Raw genomic sequence first — 18,578 nt, forward strand, 5'->3', positions numbered from 1 at the left:
CCCCCCCCCCCGCCGCCCCCCCCCCCCCCGCCGGGGGGGGGCCCCCGCGGCGAGGTCGGCCAGCCCTACTCGGGGCTCTCGTAGACCCGGCGGATGTCCACCTCCACGTCGCCGATCGTCTCTGCGAAGATGTCGGCGAACCGTCGCCCCCACTCCACGGCCTCCTCGTGCGAGCGCACGTCCACGAGCGCGAACCCGGCGATCAGCTCCTTGGTCTCGGTGAACGGGCCGTCGGTGACTGTGGTCTTGCCGCTGGTCACTGTGATCCGGGTGGCGTCGTCCTTGGAGGTCGGGCGGAGCCCTTCGGCGGCGAGCAGGATGCCGGACTGCCCAGCCTCCTTCATGAAGGACTCCATCCGGGCCAGGAACTCCGGGCTCGGGTTGAACGCCGCAGGCAGGGTCTCGTCAAGCTTGTGCATCATTATGTAGCGCATCGATCGATCCTTTCGTTGTCGACGAACGATGGTCAGTTGGCGAGCTGCCGACCGCAGAGCGCGGTCAGCCAGCCGAAGACGACGGCGCAGGCGAGTGCCATCCGAACGCTGATGCTGTCCTGGTCGGGCCAGCCCAGGATCGCGACGACGGCCAGCGCGCCGCCGAAGGTGACGGCCGCCCAGCCGCGCTCCCCGGCCCGCCACCAGGCACGAGCGAAGACCAGGCAGGCGATGGTCAGCGACCCGAAGGCCAGCATCGCGCCCACGCCGTGGCCCAGGGCGTGCCAGCTCATCTCCTCCGGTGCACCCTCCGGCGCGCCGGCAGGCCAGCCCATGCTGGGGTCGGAGACCAGCACACCCCCGATGATCAGACCGGCGCCGTGCACGCCGATCAGCGCTGGTCCCCACGTCCCGCCCGGCTTGCCGCGCAGCGTCCGGCGCAGCCCGACCGCGCCGGCCAGGGCGAGCAGCCCGGTCACCACGAAGTTGGTGATCTGGATCCAGCCCAGATCACCGAGGGCGAGCAGGCTGAGTGGCTGCCGGCTCAGGTCGAAACCGTCGCGGGTGAGCACCTGAGCGGCGGCCGCCAGCCCGAACAGCGGGCCGGCGGCGGCTCCGCCGACCAGCAGCGCCCTGGTCGCCGTACGCCGGGAGTCGACGCCCGCCACGGCGGACCCCGCACCACCGGTGCTGGTCATTGTCGTCATGTCGTCCTCCTCTCGCCGGCCCGGTGGCCGGTCCCGCGTGCCGGCCGGGCCGGCTCTTCACTGACGCGTCGAGCGGCCGGGCCGGGATACGACATGGCGGACGAAGAATTTTTCAGCGGGTCGGCGCGACACCACGGGCGCAGTCGCCGGCACGGGCGAGCAGCAGCGTGCGTTCGCGTTCGTTGCCCGTCAGTTCTGCGGCCCGTTCGAACTCGGCACACGCCTCGTCGTGGCGGCCCAGCTTGGCAAGCAGGTCACCGAGGACGCTTGGCAGCAGGTGATAGTGGGCCAGCGCCGGCTCCTCGACCAGCGCCTGAGCCAGTTCCAGACCGGCGGCCGGGCCGTGGGCGAAGGAGACCGCGACGGCCCGGTTCAGCTCCACGACCGGCGACGGTACGACCCGGGCCAGCTCCGCGTAGCCGTCGGCGATGCGCGCCCAGTCGGTGTCCTGCGGGGTCGCCGCGCGGGCGTGGCAGGCGGCGATCTCCGCCTGGAGGGTGTACGGACCGGGCGGGCCGTTCGCCGCCCGTGCCCGGTCCAGGGCTGCGAGGCCCCGGCGGATCAGCAGCCGGTCCCAGCGTCCCCGGTCCTGCTCGAGCAGCAGGACCGGCTCGCCGTCGGCGTCGACCCGGGCGGCGGTACGCGACGCCTGGATCTCCAGCAGCGCGGCGAGCCCGTGCACCTCCGGCTCCTCGGGCATCAGCTCTTGGAGGAGGCGGGCCAGGCGCAGCGCGTCAGCGCAGAGGGCCGGGCGCATCCAGTCGTCGCCGGCCGTGGCCGAATAGCCCTCATTGAAGATCAGGTAGATGACCTCCAGCACGGAGGCGAGGCGCTCGCCCCGCGCGGCCACGCCGGGCACCTCGAACGGCACCTGCGCCTCGGCCAGGGTCTTCTTGGCCCGGGTGATCCGCTGCGCGACAGTGGTCTCGGACACCAGGAACGCCCGCGCGATCTCCTCGGTCTTCAGCCCGCCCAACACGCGCAGGGTCAGCGCCGCCCGCGCCTGCGGCGACAGCACCGGGTGACAGGCGGTGAAGACCAGACGCAGCAGATCGTCGTCGATGCGCTCCTCGAAGGCCGCGTCGAAGTCCGGGGTGAACCCGTCGTCGTCGAGATCCTGCCCGAGTTGTTCGACCGAACGTTCCAGCAGCTTGCGGCGGCGCAGCGCGTCGATCGCCCGCCGCTTGCCGACAGTGGTAAGCCACGCGCCCGGGTTGGCCGGTACGCCGTCCCGGGGCCACTGCTCCAGCGCGGCGACGAGGGCGTCCTGGGCGAGTTCCTCGGCCCAGCCGACATCGCGTACCAGCCCGGCGAGGGCGGCGACGACCCGCCCGGCCTCGATGCGCCACACCGCCTCAACAGTGCGGTGTACCTGCTCAACCCCCATGACTGCCCATCAGAGCAGGGCGGATCGGGCTCCACAAGGACCGCTCGTTCAGTCGGCGTGACGCGGACGGGTCAGCGGGCCCCGGGCCGGAAAGCGCGACGGGGCACGCGGCGGGTACGCCTCGCAGTGCCCGTCCCACTGCGCGGCGGCGACCGTGAGGGCGTCCGCGGAGACGGTGAGGATCAACGGGTAGACGGCTGTGGTCGGGCGGCGCATCCACGGGGGCAGCGACTCGGCGGAGAACTCCACGATCAACTCCAGACGGCGGCGGCGGATCACCCGCGACCGCAGCGCCAGGTTGGGCTCGGTGAAGCGGACCGCTGCCGGTGGCGGGGTCGGCTCGGCGGCGGCTCGTGCCTGGCCGTACAGCCAACTGCCGAGCGCGCGGGCCTCCTCGACCATGAGGCTCGGGTAGTGGTGCGACCAGGTCTGACCGTCGGCGGTGCGGGCGTCCACCTCGACGAGCAGCCAGTCCTGCCAACCGGGGGCCACCCGATCGGGGTCGTCGGGCGGGTCGATGCCGGGCTGGTAGCCGACCGGGCGGATCCGCACCCGGGCGCCATCGTCGGACCGGATCTCCACTCGATCATTGTGGCCGACCGAAGCAGACTTTAATCCCCAAATCGGTCACTTCGTGATGGTCCGGCGTACGCCCCGGTGCTCAGCGCAGGCACCCGGCCGCCCACCAGCCAGGCTGACCGAGCCGTCCCGGCACTGCACCAGGTAGCCCCGACCGGCCCAGAACTGTGGCACGCACTCGAACCAGTCACACACCTCGGCAGCCGGCCGGCGAATCCGGGTGCCGCCGCAGAAGCCGTACCCCATCGGGTTTTCCGGCGCGCCGCAGCGCGGGTCGCGTGACGGGCTTGACGACGGGCGCGGAGACTTCGTCGCCTTCGTGGGTTTGGGCGTGCTGGCCTTCGCAGGCGGTGCGGGCACCGGGCGGACCAGCGCGGGCATGGCACTGGCACTCGGTGCCGGTGTGGCAGCGACAGCCACCTCCGCGCCACCGGCCGGATCGGACGGGTTCGAGTCGATGAGCGCCGCCGGCACCAGCAACGCGATGCCGGCCGCCACAGCTACAGTGCGCCGACCACCGGGCACGAACGACAGGAGCCGCGCCTGCGCGGGCGTGGCCACTGCCGGCCGGAACGGTTTGAGCTGGTCGTGCTCGGCGATCAGCTCGTCGAGCTGGGCGAGCACCGCCGGACGTTGCTCGATGGCGTCGGCGAACGCCAGCGTGAGCTTGAACCGGAAGTCCGCCGCCGCGTCGGCGGGCAGCATCAACCCGGAGGTCCGCGGCCGGTCCAACACCTGGATCAGCGTGACCGGCGCCGCCGGGTCGTGGGCCAGGCCCGTCATCCGGCCGTACGCCCAGTCGCGCCGACCGCGCCCACCCAGCAGCACCAGCCGGCGACTCGTGATGACAGCCATGCCGGCGTCGATGACGCGTACGCCGTCCGGGCGGCGTGGGCGCAGCGGCCCTGCCGGCGGGGCGACCGCGAGGTCCGGCGCGGGCAGCACTGTCGTGTGGCGCACCTCGACCAGTTGCGCGGCGGGCAGGGCCCACAGCACCACCTCGCCGTCGCCCAACTCCAGTGGCAGGCCGGCACCGGCAGCGGCGGAGCCGTGGAAATCGGCGGCCAGGGCGCGGAGCCGCCGTAACTCGTCGTCGCGACGCCGCCACGCCGCCTCGGCGCCACGGAACGTGCTGACCCGCCGCACGTTCTGCCGGTGCGCCCACCGGTACCGCCAAGTGGAACCCGTCGAATCAGTCTTTGCCACGCCGACTCCTTCGCCGCGCAGGCCACCAATCTGGGGTGTCACTGGCTTAACAGCCCCGACGCGCCGACCGGACACGCGAGACTGGACGAAATATCCGATCGGCGGACTGAATCACACGATAGGGCGATATTGCTACGGGAGGAGGTGAGGTCATGCCGCCTGACACCCTGCCCGGGGTGGTGATCGGGGTCGACATCGGCACCACAAGCACAAAGGCCGTCGCGTACGGCACCGACGGGCGGCAGCTCGCCAGCCACACGGCCGGCTATCCCCTCAACGACCCGCAGCCCGGGTACGCCGAGCAGGACCCGGACGTCATCCTCGCCGCGGTCGTCGGGTCGATCCGCTCGGTGGTGGCCGAACTGGCCACGCCGGTGGCCGGGCTGGCCTTCTGCTCCGCCATGCACAGCCTCATCGGGCTCGACCCGGACGGCAACGCACTCACCCCGTCGGTGACCTGGGCCGACTCGCGCGCCACACGGCAGGCCGAACGGCTGCGGGCGGTGCCGTCCGGGCTGGCGCTGCACCGCCGCACCGGCACGCCTATGCATCCGATGTCGCCACTGCCCAAACTCCTCTGGTACGCCGAGCAGGAGCCGAAGCTCTTCGAACGGGTCGCCCACTGGGGCGGCATCAAGGAGTGGGTGCTGGGGAGGCTCTGCGGCACGCTCGTCATCGACCACTCCATCGCCTCGGCCACCGGACTGCTGGACATCCACCACCTGGAGTGGGACACCGAGGCGATCACCATCGCCGGCATCACCGAGGACCAGCTGCCGCAACTGGTGGCCACCACCGCTGTCCTGCCCGGGCTGACCCAGCGGGCCGCTGCCGCGACCGGCCTGCCGCAGCGCACGCCGGTGGTGGTCGGCGCCGGTGACGGGCCGCTGGCGAACCTCGGTCTGGGCGCGGTGCACCCCGGCATGGTGGCCTGCTCGATCGGCACCAGCGGCGCGATGCGGGTCATGGTCGAACGCCCCGGCGTCGACCCGCTGGGCGGAGTGTTCTGCTACGCGCTCACCGAGAATCGTTGGACGGTCGGCGGCGCGATCAACAACGGCGGCATCGTGCTCAAATGGGCGGGTGCGGCGCTCGCACCTGATCTGGGTGAGGATTCCGAGGCCGACCTCGTCGCCATCGCCGCCCGCGCGCCGGTCGGCTCCGGCGGGCTCATCATGCTGCCGTACCTGCACAGCGAGCGCGCTCCACATTGGAGCGCCCTGCCGCGCGGCGCGTACGTGGGGCTGACCCACGGGCACCGGCGCGAACACCTCGTCCGGGCCGCCCTGGAGGGCGTCTGCCAGCAGCTCGCGCTGGTGCTCAGCTCGGTGCGCGCCGCCGGCAACGAGGTGGGCGAGATCCGCGCCGGTGGCGGCTTCGCCCACAGCGGCCTGTGGCGGCAGATGCTCGCCGACGTGCTCGGCGTGCCGGTGAGCTTCCCGGCCGCGCACGAGGGGTCGAGCTTCGGAGCGGCGCTGCTCGGAATGCAGGCGCTGGGGCTGATCCCCAGCATCGACGTGGCCGCCGACCTCGTGCGGATCGACGAGACCATCCGCCCCGACCCGGCCGCCGCCGCCACCTACGCGGCGCTGCTGCCGCTCTTCGCCGAGCTGTACGACGCGCTCGTGCCCGCCTTCACCTCGATGCGCCGGCTGGCGCCCGGCCTACCTGCCACTCCCGCAGGGCCACCGATGTAGTCCGTCTACGCCCACACCAGTGGCAGCCCTCGTCAGGGCGCCTCGACGCCGGAGATCAGGTAGCGGTGCACGTCGGCGTCGAGGATGGCCACCGTCTGCGCGTCGCTGGGCCCGGAGCCACGGAACGCCTCGAGCTGCTCCGGGGACTCCCAGCGTTCGTAGACGTGGATCCGACCCGGATCCAGCGGATCGGCCGCGAGCAGGAAGTCGAGACAGCCGGCGGTCGCGCGGGCCTGCGCGATGACCGGGGCGCACTCGGCGAGGTAGCGGTCGCGCGCATCCGGCCCGACCTGCAAGCTGCCAGCAATGATCAACATCGGAGTGCCCTTCCGGGGGTCGGAGTGCCGATCGGAGTGATGTCGCTGAGACATCTTTATGCCTCTGGGACATCAGGCTATCCAGGACACCGCCGCCCGGTCGGGTGACACCAGCCTCGGCCGCCCCACTCGCCTCCGGCGCTTCATATCGTGCGAACGTGAGAAAAAGCGACAAGAGACGCTCATCTTCCCTGGCGGCGATGCCTGTCCGCGTACCCATGAAGTGGCTGACGACGGCGGTCGCGCTCGTGGTCGTGGCGACGACCGGGCCGGCCACCGCCGACGGTCCAGGCCGCGCTCCCGTCGCGGAGTCGGCGCAGCAGGCCGATCCGGGGTACGGGGTCGATCCCGGCGACGACCAGGGCGACGAGCCCGGGGCGGACCCGACGCCGGAGCGGGCGCCGACCAGCGAGGTGTCCTGGCTGTCGTTTCCCGGCGGGGTGTTCGCGGTGGATTCGCTCGGGCACACCGTGCGGTACCGGGCGTGCGACGGCGACACCGGCCGCGTCGCCGACCCGGGCATGCGGGTCGCGGCCGGGGTGGCCAGCGGCGAGGTCACCGTCGACGGCAGGAGCTTCCGCTACCGGGTGCCCCTGATCGGTCGCAGCGAGGGCGAACTCGTCGTGTACGGGCGGCACACCCAGCCGGTACGTCGCACCGGCGTGGTCGTCACCAGCCCGCAGCCGCCCACCGACCCGGTCGAGGGAGCGCTGTTGTTCCCGCTCAGCGGGCAGCTCGCCCGGGTCGTCGCCGACGCCAGCCTCAACCCGTCCGGGGTCACCGTCCGGGACCTGTCCGGCCGGTACGGCGACCAGCAGATCGCGGTAAACGGCGCGCTGCGCCCCAAGGCCGCCAGCGTCATCAAGCTGTGGATCCTCGTCGAACTGCTCCGTCGCGTCGACTGTGGACAGATATCCCTCGACGACGGTGTGCTGGTGACCCCGGACGACGTGGTCGGCGGCACCGGCCAGTTGCAGTTCGAGACGTTTCCGCAGGTGGTAACCCTGCACCGGCTCGCCCAATACCTGATCAAGTACAGCGACAACATCGCCGCGAATGTGCTGATCACCTACCTGGGCGGCTTCGCCCCGGTCAACGCGCTCATCGACTCGATGAACCAGCGGTCCACCATCCTGGCCCGCCGGATGCTCGACAGCGCGGCCGCCCAGCGCGGCGAGGAGAACTACACAAGCCCCGACGACGTGGTGTCGCTGCTCGGTGCCGTCTGGGACGGCGACATCCTCACCCCGGACTCCCGCGACCTGATGATCGGCTTCATGCGGGAACAGACCCTGAACACCAAGATCCCGGCGGCGCTGCCGCCCGGGGTGCCGGTGGCACACAAGACCGGTGACCTGCCCGACGCCTCACACGACGTCGGCTACTACCTGATCCCCGGCACGGAGACCGCCGTCGCGTTCCTCACCGCCGGGCCGATGGCCACCGGCGACGAGACGGTCCGCCGCATGGCCCGTACCGTCTACGACTTCCTCGTCACCCCGACCGCCGGGGCGGTCGAGGAGTGAACAGCCGTCACACGCCGGGAATGTTCGCCGGCGGGTCCTCCCCCACCAGGTCCGCCGCCGGCGGGTCGGCCACCACGGGAAGCCCGAAATCCGAGTACGTCAGGTCGAGCTGGGCCGTCTTCGACTGCTCGGTGGCCAGCTCGATCCGGTAACGGACCAACCGACCCTGCTCGTCCACCGTGGCGGTGAACGGCACAGCGGCGGCCCGGTCGCCGAGCACACCGCCGACAGCGCTGCCCAGCACGGCGGCGCTGTCGCGCAGGTCCAGCGTGCCCGCGTACTCCCGGATGCCGGTCTGCCGGGCCTTGGCCGGCCCGGTAAGCGTGCTGGCCAGCCGGGTGTTGTCCAGGCCCTTGTTCGTGGCCGGCGAGCCCGGCGCCCCGACGTGCCACCACGTCTTGCCGTCCCACACCGGGATCCGCCGGTCCGGTGCGCTGACCCGCACGTAGACGTCCTGGCCCGTGGTCAACCGCTCGATCTTGACCTCGCCGTTGGGCACCTTCAGCGACGTGGTCTCCAGACCACGGCGAGCCTTCGGATCCCAGACGAGCACAGTGGCGTCCCCGTCGCCCGCCCCGCCGGTGCCCAGCGTCAGCTTGTACGGCTGCTCGTCCACCTTCGCGGCGGCGGCCGCCAGCACACCGACCGGATCGGTCGGGGCCGGCGCGGATGACGCGCCGGTCGAAGGGCTGGTCGGAGCGGCCGATGCGCCGGCCGACGGGCGGCTGGAGTTCGGCTCGTCACCGACGGCGATCAGGGCCCACACCCCGGCGGCCACCGCCACGGCGAGGACGACGCCGGCGGCGACCAGCTTGGGCTTCTTCACTGTCATCTCCCCCGAGCGGGGCGCCCGCCCGGCCGGTCGCCGATCGACGCTCACCGCGGTGCGGTCCGGCCAGACTAGCCGGACCGCACCGGCTCACGCGCGGCTGATCGCGTTGGCGTGGATCGCCTCGTTGAGGTACTCCGCCAGGCCCGGGGCGATGTTCTCGTAGTGCGCGGTGAACCGCTCGTCGGCAAGGTACATGTCGGCCAGCCCGGTGTGGATCTCGTACGAGCACTCGTAGAACCAGCGGCTGATGATCTGCCGATGCTCCTCGGCCAACTCCATCGCCTCCGGACTGTCCGCGGGCGCACCCGAGGCGAGCACGGCGACGATCCGCCGACCCCACTCCTCGTTCTCCGCCTTGATCCGCAGCCAGTCCTCCTTGCTGTGGCCCGCAGCCCGCCGGTTCGACTCCCGGTACGCGTCGGTGTCACCCCAACGCCGCTCGGCCTCGGCCTCGTGCTCCTCCGGCTTGAAATCCCCGAAGACCTCGAAGCGCTCCTCGGGAGTGAGGTGGATGTTCAACTTGCTCGCCTCCATCGCGAACTCGATCGCCGCAACCATCTCCTGCAACCGTTTGATCCGTACCGTCAGCAGCTCGTGCTGCCGCCGCAGGTGCGCGGCCGGGTCGACCGCCGGTTCGTCGATGATCTCCGCGATCTGCTCCAGCGGGAAACCCAGCTCGCGGTAGTACAGGACGAGCTGTAACCGTTGCAGGTCGGCGTCGTCGTAGCGGCGGTAGCCGGCTGCCGTCCGCCCGCTTGGCGAGAGCAACCCGATCTCGTCGTAGTGGTGCAACGTCCGGACCGTCACTCCGGCGACCTTGGCCACCTGCCCCACCGTGTACGCCATGGTTTCCCTCCCTTCCGGAAACCAGGCTCCCGCCTGCCGCTACGTGAGGGTCAAGCCCGATTCTGACCCACAGTGGCGGCGGCGTCCGGCCTCCCGTACAGATAGCCCTGCCCCCGTGGGCAACCGATCGCGGTGACCGCCTCGTGCTGGCGTTCGGTCTCCACACCCTCGGCGACCACTGCCAGGTCGAACGCGCCGGCCAGCCGGGTGACCATCTCCACCGTGGCGTGCGCCCGGTCGTCCGACCCGAGCCGGGCAACGAACGATCGGTCGATCTTCAGCTCGGTCGCCGGGATGCGGTGCAGATAGCTCAACGACGAGTAGCCGGTGCCGAAATCGTCGATGGCGATCCGAATGCCCAGGTCCCGGAGTTGACTCAGTCGCTCCAACACCGCGTCGGTGCCCTCGATCAACGCCGACTCGGTCAGCTCCAGTGTCAGCGCCCGTGGCGCGAGCCCCGCGGCGCTGGTGGCCGCCGTGACCGTGGCGATCAGATCGGGCCGGCGCAGGTGCGCGGCGGAGATGTTCACGGCGACCGTCGCCTCCGGTGCCCGGTCACGCCAGGTCGCCGCGGCCCGGCACGCCTCGTGGATCACCCAACGGTCGATCGGAACGATCAGCCCGGTCTCCTCGGCCAGCGGCAGGAACCTCGCCGGCGACAGCATCCCCAGCCGGGGGTGCCGCCAGCGCACAAGCGCCTCCGCGCTGCGGACCGCGCCGGTGGCCAGGTCGACGATGGGCTGGAACTCCAGGTGCAACTGCCCCTCGTCCACCGCCCGGCGCAGGTCGGCGATCAACTCGGCCCGCGAGACGGCCGACTCGCGCAGCGCCGGAGTGCACGTCCGGTACGCGGACTTGCCCGCCGCCTTGGCCGCGTACATGGCGATGTCGGCGTCGCGCAGCAGGTCCGTATGGGAGGTGTGCTGCGGCCCGTACTCGGCGATGCCGATGCTCGCCGACGGGTGCACGCCGACGTCCTCCTCGCCGTCGGAGGGCCGCAGAGCCTCCAGCAGCCGTTCGGCGAGGCGTTCCGGAGGCACCGGGCGGTCACCGTTGACAAGCACGCCGAACTCGTCCCCGCCGAGACGGGCGATGGTCCCGTCATCGCCTACCGCCGCCCGCATCCGCACCGCCAGGCCGGTCAGCAGGGTGTCACCCGTGGCGTGCCCGAACCTGTCGTTCACCTGCTTGAACCCGTCCAGGTCGAGCAGCAGCACAGCCACCGGTCGACCGTCGCGCAGCGCCAGACGCAGCCGCCGGTTGAACAGCAGCCGGTTGGGCAGGCTGGTGAGCTGGTCCGCGTACGCCAGCCGGCGCAGCCGGACCACCAGCCGCAGGTTCTCGTTGGCCGCCAATCCCTGTCGCACGGCGAGGGCGGCGAGCAGCACCATCATCGTCACGAAGATCAGTTGTGGGGTCTGGCCGCTGGGCCGACGGGCCAGCACCACCGCGATGATCGCCCCACCGACCGGCAGGTACGGCAACGCCACCCGCCACCAGGGCGGCAACGGCGACTCGGCGGTGTCGTCGGTGTCGTCGCAGTCCGGCGGCGGCGGGTTCCTGGTCGCCAGGCCGATCAGCAGGTAGCTCAACGGCCAGCACAGGTCGATCGGATGCCCGGCGGCGTAGTCGCCGCGGGCGACCAGCGACACGTAGACGACGTCGGCGACCACGCGCAGGGTGAGGCTCGCCGCGAGCACGCTCATCGGCCGCCACATCGGCCGGACCGGGCCGGAGACCGCGACCAGGATGGTGAGCTGCATCAGGTCGAACATCGGGTAGAGCAGCCCCAGTGTGCGCGCCGGGTCGGCCAACTCCGCGGCGGCGACCCCGCGGAACACAAGCACCCAGGCGATCGGCACCAGGGCCAGCGCGACGATCACCCCGTCCAGCAACGTACGGGCCCGCCCGACGGCGCTCCGCGGCGCGGACGGCGAACTGAGCAGCGCGGCCGTGCCGGTGAAGATGCCGGCGACGAAGACCGCACCCACAAGTGGCGTGTGCGGCAGGTCGCCACCGACGAGCCGCTGCGCCGTCCAGATCGCCCGACCGAGCGCGGCGAGCGCCATGGTGACGGCGAGCATCGTCCAGAAGCGGCGCAGCGGCGCAGGATGCCGGCGGGCCACTCCAACGCACGCGGCCGTCGCCCAGCCGGCCACAAGCATTCCGCCGATGTCACTGACCAGGGCGGCGCCGGGCAGCGCGGCGATCAGCCAGCACGCCTCCGCGACGATGACGGCAGCCGCGACGTACGCACCGGCAGGGCTGCGCGCCCTCGCAGCCTGCTGCACGTCCTGTCGGGACACGGTCGCTCCGGCTCGTCGTCGTGCGTGCACCCTCGGGAGGACCGGTCCACGGTAAACCCCGAAAGCCTAACCACCGCCCGAGTACGCCGCCAGGCCCGAAAGTCTCGCCGTCGGTCGCGGCGCCGCCTCTGGCGACGCAGGTCATGCCGCGTCCCGGCCGGCAGGTTCTGGCGCGCCCGGCCGGCCGGCAGATCGTGGCGCGCCACGGTGGAGCGGGTCGCTGCGTGTCTGGTGGAGCGGGCAGCGGTCAGCGGCCGGCGGAGCGGTTCCAGGGTGAACGGGGCAGTGCGGTGCCGGCCAGGGGACGGCGGGCGCGGCGACGCTTGCGCCGACCGGGGGTGCAGGGCGGGCGCGAGGCGCTGTGCACCTCGGAGCCGGCCGGCGGCGGTGGCCGGCGGATCAGCCAGCAGAGGAAGCGTTCCATCGACGGGTCAGCCGACCGGAAGACGCTCGGCGTCGGACCTGGAGATCTCGTACTGCGCCCCGCAGAACGTGCACTGCTGCGCGTACCGGGTGCGGATCGGGATGAGCGGAATGAAGAACAGGGAGAACTTTGTCGACCGGCGGGTGATCACCTGCGCGGCCTGGTTGCCGCAGTGGCGGCAGACCTGCTGCACGACACCGGACCGGTCGACCTTGGTCCGCAGACCGAAGATGAAGAACATTGCCCGCCAGTACCCACTCCACAGCGAAAAGTCACCGGATCCCGCAAGGCGATCGCAGGACAATCCCCCGCAGGACAAGATCGTGCCCGATCCAGGATGTAGTGCCCTCCGGAGCAAACGAGGCCACTGCATCCTTGATCGAGCACGATCAAGCGCCCCACGATCAAGGCGCGACCGTCAGTTTGTCGGCGCGGGCTCCAGGCCGGGCACCTCGGTGTCGAGCCAGATGGGCTGCCAGGGCTGCTCCTCGTGGAAACGACGCAGCTCGGACAGCCCGGCCACCGACCCACTCCAGGCCGCGTACGGAGGGTTGCCCTCGTCGAAGCCGCTCTGCACGAAGGTCAGCGTGGTGCGGCCGCCGGATTCGGCAAGCTCCCAACTGGTGACGCCGGTCGGTCCCCAGTCGACGGACATCCTGCGACCCGGCTCCAGGTCCACGATCTTGGCCGCGTACCCGCTCTCGAAGCCGCCCATCGCGTACCGGCCGCCGACCCACGGCTCGATCCCGATCGGGTAGCCGAACCAGGAGCTGGACTGCTCGGAGTCGGTGAGCGACTCCCACACCTTGTCGGCGGGGGCTGCGATGACCAACTCGCCGCGCAGGTCGGCGGAGGTGAAGTCGGTGCGCGGCAGGATCGGCCGGCCCTCAAGGTGGGAGGCCAGGTTGGCGATGGCCAGCGACCAGTACGTCTGGAGGACGCCACGGATGCTGGAGCCGCTCATCGCCTCGGCGAAGTCGAAGTGGCTCTGCGTAAGCGTCAGCACCGTGCTGTCGGCGCCCTCGGCGGTCAACTGGAACTCGGTGGTGGTCTCCACCCCGTCGAGCAGCCAGCCGAAGCGCAGTGTGTCGTCGTCGGCGTGCAGCAGGCGCTGATGCGGGGCGTCGCCCTCGGGCGTGTACCGGCCCCAGAACTCGTACCGTCGGGGCAGCTCGACCTCGGCGTGCTCGGCAAGCCAGAGTCGCAGCTCGGCCGGGTCGGTCAGGGCCTGGCGGACGCGTCCGACGGGCGCGGAGAGTCGGGCCTGCAGTTTCAGCAGTTCACTCATTGTCGTTGCCTTTCGGATAGCAGGCCACGGCGAGCTTGAAGGCATCCCCCTCGCTGCCGCCGTAGCGGGTGAACAGGTCTTGGAGTGCGGTTTGCAGGTCGTGCAGGAACTGCTGGCGCTGCTCGGCCGGCACCCGGATCTCGCCGGAGACCCCGATCGAGGGCAGCTCGGGGGCGGCCCGGTCCAGGGCGGCGATGTCGGCTTGGACCTCTTCCATCAGGTCGAGCAGGAAGCCGAGGCTCAGCTCGTCGCGGGCGCGGCGGAGCCCGATGCGCCCGACGAGCCGGGGCGAGAGCCAGTAGGACCGTGCGGCGGCCTGGTAGATGCCCTCGGTGATGCCGCGGACCTTGCGCTCGTTTACCAGCTCGACCAGGCCGGCCGCGACGAGCTGCTTGACGTGGTAGTAGACGCGCTGTGGCGTCTGGTCGAGTCGGGCCGCGACCTCCGTGCAGGTGCGCGGCTCGGCCAGTTGCCGCAGCACCTCGACGCGCTGCGGCTTGAGCAGGACCTCGGCCTGCTCGATCTTCTCCAGGTACAGGACATCTCTCATGGCAAAATCAGTTTGTACGTACAAAATCTGTTTGTCAATCGCTTCGCCGAAAGCCGCGCCGACTTTCCGACGCGACTTTCAGGCGATGATCAACAGGTCTGTCAGGCGAGCCAGTCGGGCCGCAGCGGATAGCCGTTCACGCCGTCCGGGCCGTTGTGGGTGGCAAGCACCTGGTGCAACTGGATGCCGTTGCGCTCGAACGCCATCCGCGACCCGGCCATGTAGAGCCCCCACACCCGGGCGGTGCCCGCGCCCACCTCCGAGACGCAGAAGTCCCAGTGCTCCACCAGGTTGCGGCACCAGGCGGCAAGCGTCAGCGCGTAGTGCTGGCGCAGGTTCTCCTCGTGGTGCACCTCCAGCCCGGCGTCGTGCACCTCACTGATCAACCGACCCGGGCCGGCCAGCTCGCCGTCCGGGAAGACGTACCTGTCGATGAACGCGCCCGAGCGGTGCGGCGCCCGATTGTCAGCGCGGGTGATGCAGTGGTTGAGCAGCCGCCCGCCCTGCCGCAGCCGGTCACGCAGCGCACCGAAGTACGCCGGGTAGTTGCGCACGCCGATATGCTCGGTCAACCCGATCGAGGAGACCGCGTCGAACTGCTCCGCCGGCGCATCCCGGTAGTCCATGTGCCGCACCTCGGCCAGCCCGGTGAGCCCCTCCCGCTCGATGGCGGCCTGCGCCCACTGCGCCTGCGCCTTCGACAGGGTCACCCCCAGCGCCTTCACGCCGTACTCGCGCGCCGCGTGCCGGACCATGCCACCCCAGCCGCAGCCCACATCCAGCAGCCGCATCCCCTTCTTCAACCCGAGCTTGCCGGCGACCAGGTCGTACTTCGTCGCCTGGGCCTGCTCCAAGGTGTCGTCCGGAGACCGGTAAACCGCGCAGGTGTACGTCATCGACGGGCCGAGAACCTTCTCGTAGAAGGCGTTCGAGACGTCGTAGTGGTGTGAGATGGCAGTGCTGTCGCGGACCCGCGAGTGGACCAGCCCGTTCATCACCCGCTTCCAGCGGGGAAGCGCCTCCTGCGGCGGGGCCGGCGGCGGCATCAGCCGCTCCCAGCCCAACCCACGCGCCAACGCCAACCCGTCGGTAAACGACGGCGGACGCAACCGCAGCTCGTCCTTGAGCACCCGCAACGCCTCGTACGGATCACCCGGGTGCACCCCCTGCAACGCCAGGTCGCCACTGACGTAGGCCCGTGCCATGCCCAGGTCGCCAGGGGCCGTGAGCAGGTACGACAGCCCCCGCTCGGAACGGATCGACAGGGTGATGCCGGCATCGGACGGGCCGACGGCGCTGCCGTCGTACCCGGTGATGCGCACCGGCAGCTGCCCGGCGGTGACCGCGCGGATGACGTCCGCAACGGTCGGACCCGTGGGCCGGCCCCCCATCGGCGGGGTGGCGGGGACGCTCGCCGCCCCCTGATCTCGGTCGGTCAGGCTCATGCTCGTGCCACCGCCTTCTCGTACAGTCCCGTCAGCCGCTGGTCCGGGTCGTAGCGGTCCTTCACCGCGCGCCAGGTCTCGCCGCCGTAGAGGCGATCGAAGGCTTCCCGGTCGTAGTACGCGTCGGAGTAGAGCGACTTGTGGCCACCCAACTCGGACACCCTGCGTTCGATCGTGCGGTTGACGTCGCCGTCGGCGGCGCCCGGCGCGATCGGCACGCTCCCCCAGAACCCAATGTTGACGTAGTCCTGCCCCGGCCGTAGGGGATACAGCGGCCAGGGCCGCGCGGAACCCGGCCCCGCCGGCTCACGCAACCGCAGCGGGCAGAGCCAGACCGGGGTCATCCCGACACTGCCCGCGAACCAGCGCAGGAAGTCGGCCGTGCGGTCCAGCGGGATCTCCACGTCCTGCACGACCCGCTCCCGGGCCGGCTGGCCGCGCAGCCTGTCGACGCGGGCCGCCACCTGGTGCCGGTGCTCCAGCCGGACCAGCCGGTGGTAGACGTCGCTGCGCCGGTAACGCGCCGGCCAGAGCCGCCGCAGCACCGGGTGCTGCGCGCCGAACGCCGCCGAACACCAGAACCAGTCGGTGTCCCAGCGCCAGAGATAGTCGTACGCGGTCAGCACGTCCCGGGTGCGCCCACGCAGCGACCGGTAGTAGATCGACTGGCCGGTGTAGTCGCTGGGCGGGCCGGCCGAGTCGGTGAACGTGCCGAGCACCAGGTACGCCTCGCCGGGGCTGAACATCACCCCGTCCAGGGCGTCGACAGGCTCACCGCCCCAGGACCGGGTGGCGGTCACCTCGGCTATCGCGTCGGTGAGCGCCTCCAGCCTGGTGAACCGGACGTTGCGCAGCGCCACGTACCTGCCGACGGGTTGCAGTTCGATGCGCAGCCGGGTGGCGTACCCGAGACTGCCCAGCGAGTTGGGAAACGCCGCGAACAGGTCGGCGTGCTCCCCGTCGGGCCGAGCCGTGACGATCTCGCCGGAGCCGGTGAGGATGTCCAGCTCCCGCACCGACTCGTGGGGCAGGCCGTTGCGGAACGACGTCGACTCGATGCCGAGGCCGGTCACCGCGCCGCCCAGGGTGATGGTGCGCAACTGCGGCACCACGAGCGGCATCAGCCCGTGCGGCAACGTCGCGTCGACAAGGTCCTCGTACGTGCACATGCCCTGCACGTCGGCCGTTCGAGCTGTCGCGTCGACCGACAGCACCCGGTTGAGACCGCTCACGTCGAGGCCCGGGGTCCGGGGAGCGGACCGGGGGCGGAACAGATTGGAGGTGCGTTTGGCCAGCCGGACAGGCTCGCCAGTGGGCACCGCGGCGTACGACCGCCGCAACGTGTCCACCGCTTCATCATGGTCAATGGGGTGATCCACACGCTCCGCGCGCATGTGATCACCTTACGCCCGCACCCGCGACATTCGTGGGACGTCGCCAGCGGTCATTTCCCGTCCGCCGGCAGGCCCGACGGCTACCGTTGCGATCATGCCGTCGCCCGCGATCGCCGCCCTGGATTCCGCCGGTCTCCCGTACCGGTTGGTCAGCCACGGGCCGGTCGGCAGCCTGGCGGAGGCCGCCGCCGCCCGGGGTGTCGCCGTCCCGGACGTGGTCAAGACGATAGTGGTCCGCCGGAGCGCGGACGACCACCTGTTCGTGCTCACCCCCGGCGACCGGGTCATCTCCTGGCCCAAGCTGCGGGCTCTGCTGGGGGTGCACCGCCTCTCCATGCCGGACGCGGCGGGAGCGCTGGCCGCCACCGGCTACGAACGCGGCACCATCACCCCGTTCGGCGCGAGCACGGCGTGGCCGGTGATCGCCGACGAGCGGCTGCGCGGTCGGCAGATCACGCTGGGCGCGGGTGAACGCGGTCTCGCCGTCGCGGTCGACGCCGACGCCGCGATCGCCGCGCTCGCCGCCACAGTGGCCGATGTCACCGACCCGCAGCCGGCCCGCTGAAAGCTGTCGTCGTCGCTGTGGCGGCCTAGTGTTGGGGACATGCCGAAAGCCGTGTGGAACGACCTGGTCATCGCCGAGAGCGACGACACCGTGCTTGTGGAGGGCAACCACTACTTCCCCCGCTCCGCCCTGCGCGGCGACCTGATCCGCGAGTCGCCGACGCACACCGTCTGCCCGTGGAAGGGCACCGCCTCGTACTACTCCCTCGAACACGAGGGCAGCACCAGCCAGGACGCGGTCTGGTACTACCCGGAGCCGAAGCCGGACGCCGAGATGGTGCGCGACCGGGTGGCGTTCTGGAAGGACGTCCGGGTCGTCGACTGACCGCTGGGTTGGCTCCGGCGCGCCGCCGTGGGCGAGGATGGCCCCTATGTCCGCGCCCGAGGAACGCCCCGAGCCCGCCGGCACCGTCTACGGCGGTCGCCGGGCGCCCCACTCCGGCCTGTTGAGCGACCCGCTGCTGCGGCTGGCGGTGGCGGTGGGGTTGGTCGGCGTACTCGTGGGGGTGGTCTTCGCCACCGGGCTGTTCGACGGTGACGAGGAGCCGGTGGTGCCGGCGACTGTCGGCGTGCCGTCCAGCGTGCCGGAGCCGACCACCGAGACGGCCGAGCCGAGCCCGACGGCCTCCGCGGAGCCGTCGCCCACCACCCCGGCCGGCCCGCCCACCGGGCCGACTGTGCTGCGGGCCGCCTCCGGTCTGTGCCTCGCTGTCGACGGCGACGGCGAGAAGGCCGAGGCACAACTGGCCGCGTGCAGCGGCGGCCCGGAGCAGCAGTGGGTGGTCAACCCGGCCGCCGCGGATGTCGTGACGCTCACCAACGCCGCCTACGGGCAGTGCCTCGACGTCGAGGGCGGCAGTGGGGACGACGGCGCGCGGATGATGCAGTTCCCCTGCCACGGCGGGCCCAACCAGCAGTGGCGGCTGAGCGCCACGGGCACCGGCCCGGCGCTGCTGGTGGCAGCGCACAGCGGCAAGTGCGCGCAGCCCGACGACGACGGCGCCGAGGCCGGCGACGACGTTCGGCAGCGGGCCTGCGACGGTCGACCCGCCCAGCAGTGGACCCTCGGCTGAGCG

General features: G+C 71.5%; 19 protein-coding genes. 5 read left to right on the top strand and 14 right to left on the bottom strand.

The genetic code is table 11. The annotated features are described in order from the left end of the window. Positions 1-65: 65 nt before the first annotated feature. The 5 genes from ACLQ23_RS00825 to ACLQ23_RS00845 all read right to left on the bottom strand — a co-directional run bounded on the left by ACLQ23_RS00825 (position 66) and on the right by ACLQ23_RS00845 (position 4,313). Positions 66-434 carry a YciI family protein gene (locus ACLQ23_RS00825; RefSeq protein WP_355592374.1) on the bottom strand — a complete coding sequence of 123 codons (369 nt, stop codon included), beginning with the start codon at positions 432-434 and terminating at the stop codon, positions 66-68. Between the two features lie 32 nt (positions 435-466). Further along, positions 467-1,141 (bottom strand): DUF998 domain-containing protein, encoded by a 675-nt coding sequence (locus ACLQ23_RS00830; protein ID WP_355592376.1) that lies wholly within the window; start codon positions 1,139-1,141, stop codon positions 467-469. Between the two features lie 112 nt (positions 1,142-1,253). Next, positions 1,254-2,528: an RNA polymerase sigma factor gene (locus tag ACLQ23_RS00835; RefSeq protein WP_355592378.1), complete on the bottom strand. Its 1,275-nt coding sequence runs from the start codon at positions 2,526-2,528 to the stop codon at positions 1,254-1,256. 48 nt (positions 2,529-2,576) lie between these two features. Further along, positions 2,577-3,110: a WapI family immunity protein gene (locus ACLQ23_RS00840; RefSeq protein WP_355592379.1), complete on the bottom strand. Its 534-nt coding sequence runs from the start codon at positions 3,108-3,110 to the stop codon at positions 2,577-2,579. Between the two features lie 45 nt (positions 3,111-3,155). Further along, on the bottom strand, positions 3,156-4,313 hold the full coding sequence (locus ACLQ23_RS00845; RefSeq protein WP_425880227.1) for a hypothetical protein: 1,158 nt from the start codon (positions 4,311-4,313) through the stop codon (positions 3,156-3,158). A 152-nt stretch (positions 4,314-4,465) separates the two neighbouring features. On the opposite strand from ACLQ23_RS00845, the gene ACLQ23_RS00850 reads away from it, so the two are divergent. Continuing rightward, positions 4,466-6,010, top strand: coding sequence for a gluconokinase (locus ACLQ23_RS00850; RefSeq protein WP_425734746.1), 1,545 nt, complete (start codon positions 4,466-4,468; stop codon positions 6,008-6,010). Positions 6,011-6,042: 32 nt separating this feature from the next. On the opposite strand, the gene ACLQ23_RS00855 is transcribed toward ACLQ23_RS00850, so the two are convergent. Then, positions 6,043-6,327 carry a putative quinol monooxygenase gene (locus tag ACLQ23_RS00855; RefSeq protein WP_355592385.1) on the bottom strand — a complete coding sequence of 95 codons (285 nt, stop codon included), beginning with the start codon at positions 6,325-6,327 and terminating at the stop codon, positions 6,043-6,045. Positions 6,328-6,527: 200 nt separating this feature from the next. Here ACLQ23_RS00855 and ACLQ23_RS00860 point away from each other — a divergent pair, with 200 nt between their 5' ends. After that, a complete protein-coding gene (locus ACLQ23_RS00860) occupies positions 6,528-7,853 on the top strand; it encodes a serine hydrolase (RefSeq protein WP_425734745.1) in 1,326 nt (441 codons plus the stop codon). Between the two features lie 7 nt (positions 7,854-7,860). Here ACLQ23_RS00860 and ACLQ23_RS00865 read toward each other — a convergent pair whose 3' ends face one another. The 8 genes from ACLQ23_RS00865 to ACLQ23_RS00900 form a co-directional block, all read right to left on the bottom strand. Beyond that, positions 7,861-8,679 (bottom strand): hypothetical protein, encoded by an 819-nt coding sequence (locus ACLQ23_RS00865; protein WP_425880228.1) that lies wholly within the window; start codon positions 8,677-8,679, stop codon positions 7,861-7,863. Positions 8,680-8,772: 93 nt separating this feature from the next. Next, the gene (locus ACLQ23_RS00870) at positions 8,773-9,531 is read right to left on the bottom strand and encodes a MerR family transcriptional regulator (RefSeq protein WP_355592391.1); all 759 of its coding nucleotides are present in this window, start codon (positions 9,529-9,531) and stop codon (positions 8,773-8,775) included. 50 nt (positions 9,532-9,581) lie between these two features. Then, positions 9,582-11,837, bottom strand: coding sequence for a putative bifunctional diguanylate cyclase/phosphodiesterase (locus ACLQ23_RS00875; protein WP_355592393.1), 2,256 nt, complete (start codon positions 11,835-11,837; stop codon positions 9,582-9,584). Positions 11,838-12,268: 431 nt separating this feature from the next. Next, on the bottom strand, positions 12,269-12,502 hold the full coding sequence (locus tag ACLQ23_RS00880) for a zinc-ribbon domain-containing protein (protein WP_355592395.1): 234 nt from the start codon (positions 12,500-12,502) through the stop codon (positions 12,269-12,271). A 177-nt stretch (positions 12,503-12,679) separates the two neighbouring features. Further along, a complete protein-coding gene (locus ACLQ23_RS00885) occupies positions 12,680-13,549 on the bottom strand; it encodes an SRPBCC family protein (protein WP_355592397.1) in 870 nt (289 codons plus the stop codon). After that, a complete protein-coding gene (locus ACLQ23_RS00890) occupies positions 13,542-14,099 on the bottom strand; it encodes a helix-turn-helix domain-containing protein (RefSeq protein ID WP_355592399.1) in 558 nt (185 codons plus the stop codon). The genes ACLQ23_RS00885 and ACLQ23_RS00890 overlap by 8 nt, the downstream gene beginning before the upstream one ends. Positions 14,100-14,200: 101 nt before the next feature. After that, the gene (locus ACLQ23_RS00895) at positions 14,201-15,544 is read right to left on the bottom strand and encodes a class I SAM-dependent methyltransferase (RefSeq protein ID WP_425734742.1); all 1,344 of its coding nucleotides are present in this window, start codon (positions 15,542-15,544) and stop codon (positions 14,201-14,203) included. Further along, complete coding sequence (locus ACLQ23_RS00900) at positions 15,541-16,938, bottom strand: FAD-binding oxidoreductase (protein ID WP_425880229.1); 1,398 nt, start codon at positions 16,936-16,938, stop codon at positions 15,541-15,543. Before ACLQ23_RS00900 ends, ACLQ23_RS00895 begins: the two co-directional genes overlap by 4 nt. A 94-nt stretch (positions 16,939-17,032) precedes the next feature. Between ACLQ23_RS00900 and ACLQ23_RS00905 the strand changes: the two genes are divergently transcribed. From ACLQ23_RS00905 to ACLQ23_RS00915, 3 genes are read left to right on the top strand one after another with little or no spacing between them, the layout of a single operon-like run. Beyond that, positions 17,033-17,503 (top strand): aminoacyl-tRNA deacylase, encoded by a 471-nt coding sequence (locus ACLQ23_RS00905; protein ID WP_425880230.1) that lies wholly within the window; start codon positions 17,033-17,035, stop codon positions 17,501-17,503. A 39-nt stretch (positions 17,504-17,542) separates the two neighbouring features. Then, positions 17,543-17,827 (top strand): DUF427 domain-containing protein, encoded by a 285-nt coding sequence (locus tag ACLQ23_RS00910; protein ID WP_425880231.1) that lies wholly within the window; start codon positions 17,543-17,545, stop codon positions 17,825-17,827. Positions 17,828-17,873: 46 nt separating this feature from the next. Then, positions 17,874-18,575, top strand: a complete 702-nt coding sequence (locus tag ACLQ23_RS00915) for an RICIN domain-containing protein (protein ID WP_355592409.1) — start codon at positions 17,874-17,876, stop codon at positions 18,573-18,575. Positions 18,576-18,578: the final 3 nt, after the last annotated feature.

It is taken from the genome of Micromonospora sp. DT41, assembly GCF_049841715.1.
Taxonomy (GTDB): Bacteria; Actinomycetota; Actinomycetes; order Mycobacteriales; family Micromonosporaceae; genus Micromonospora; species Micromonospora profundi.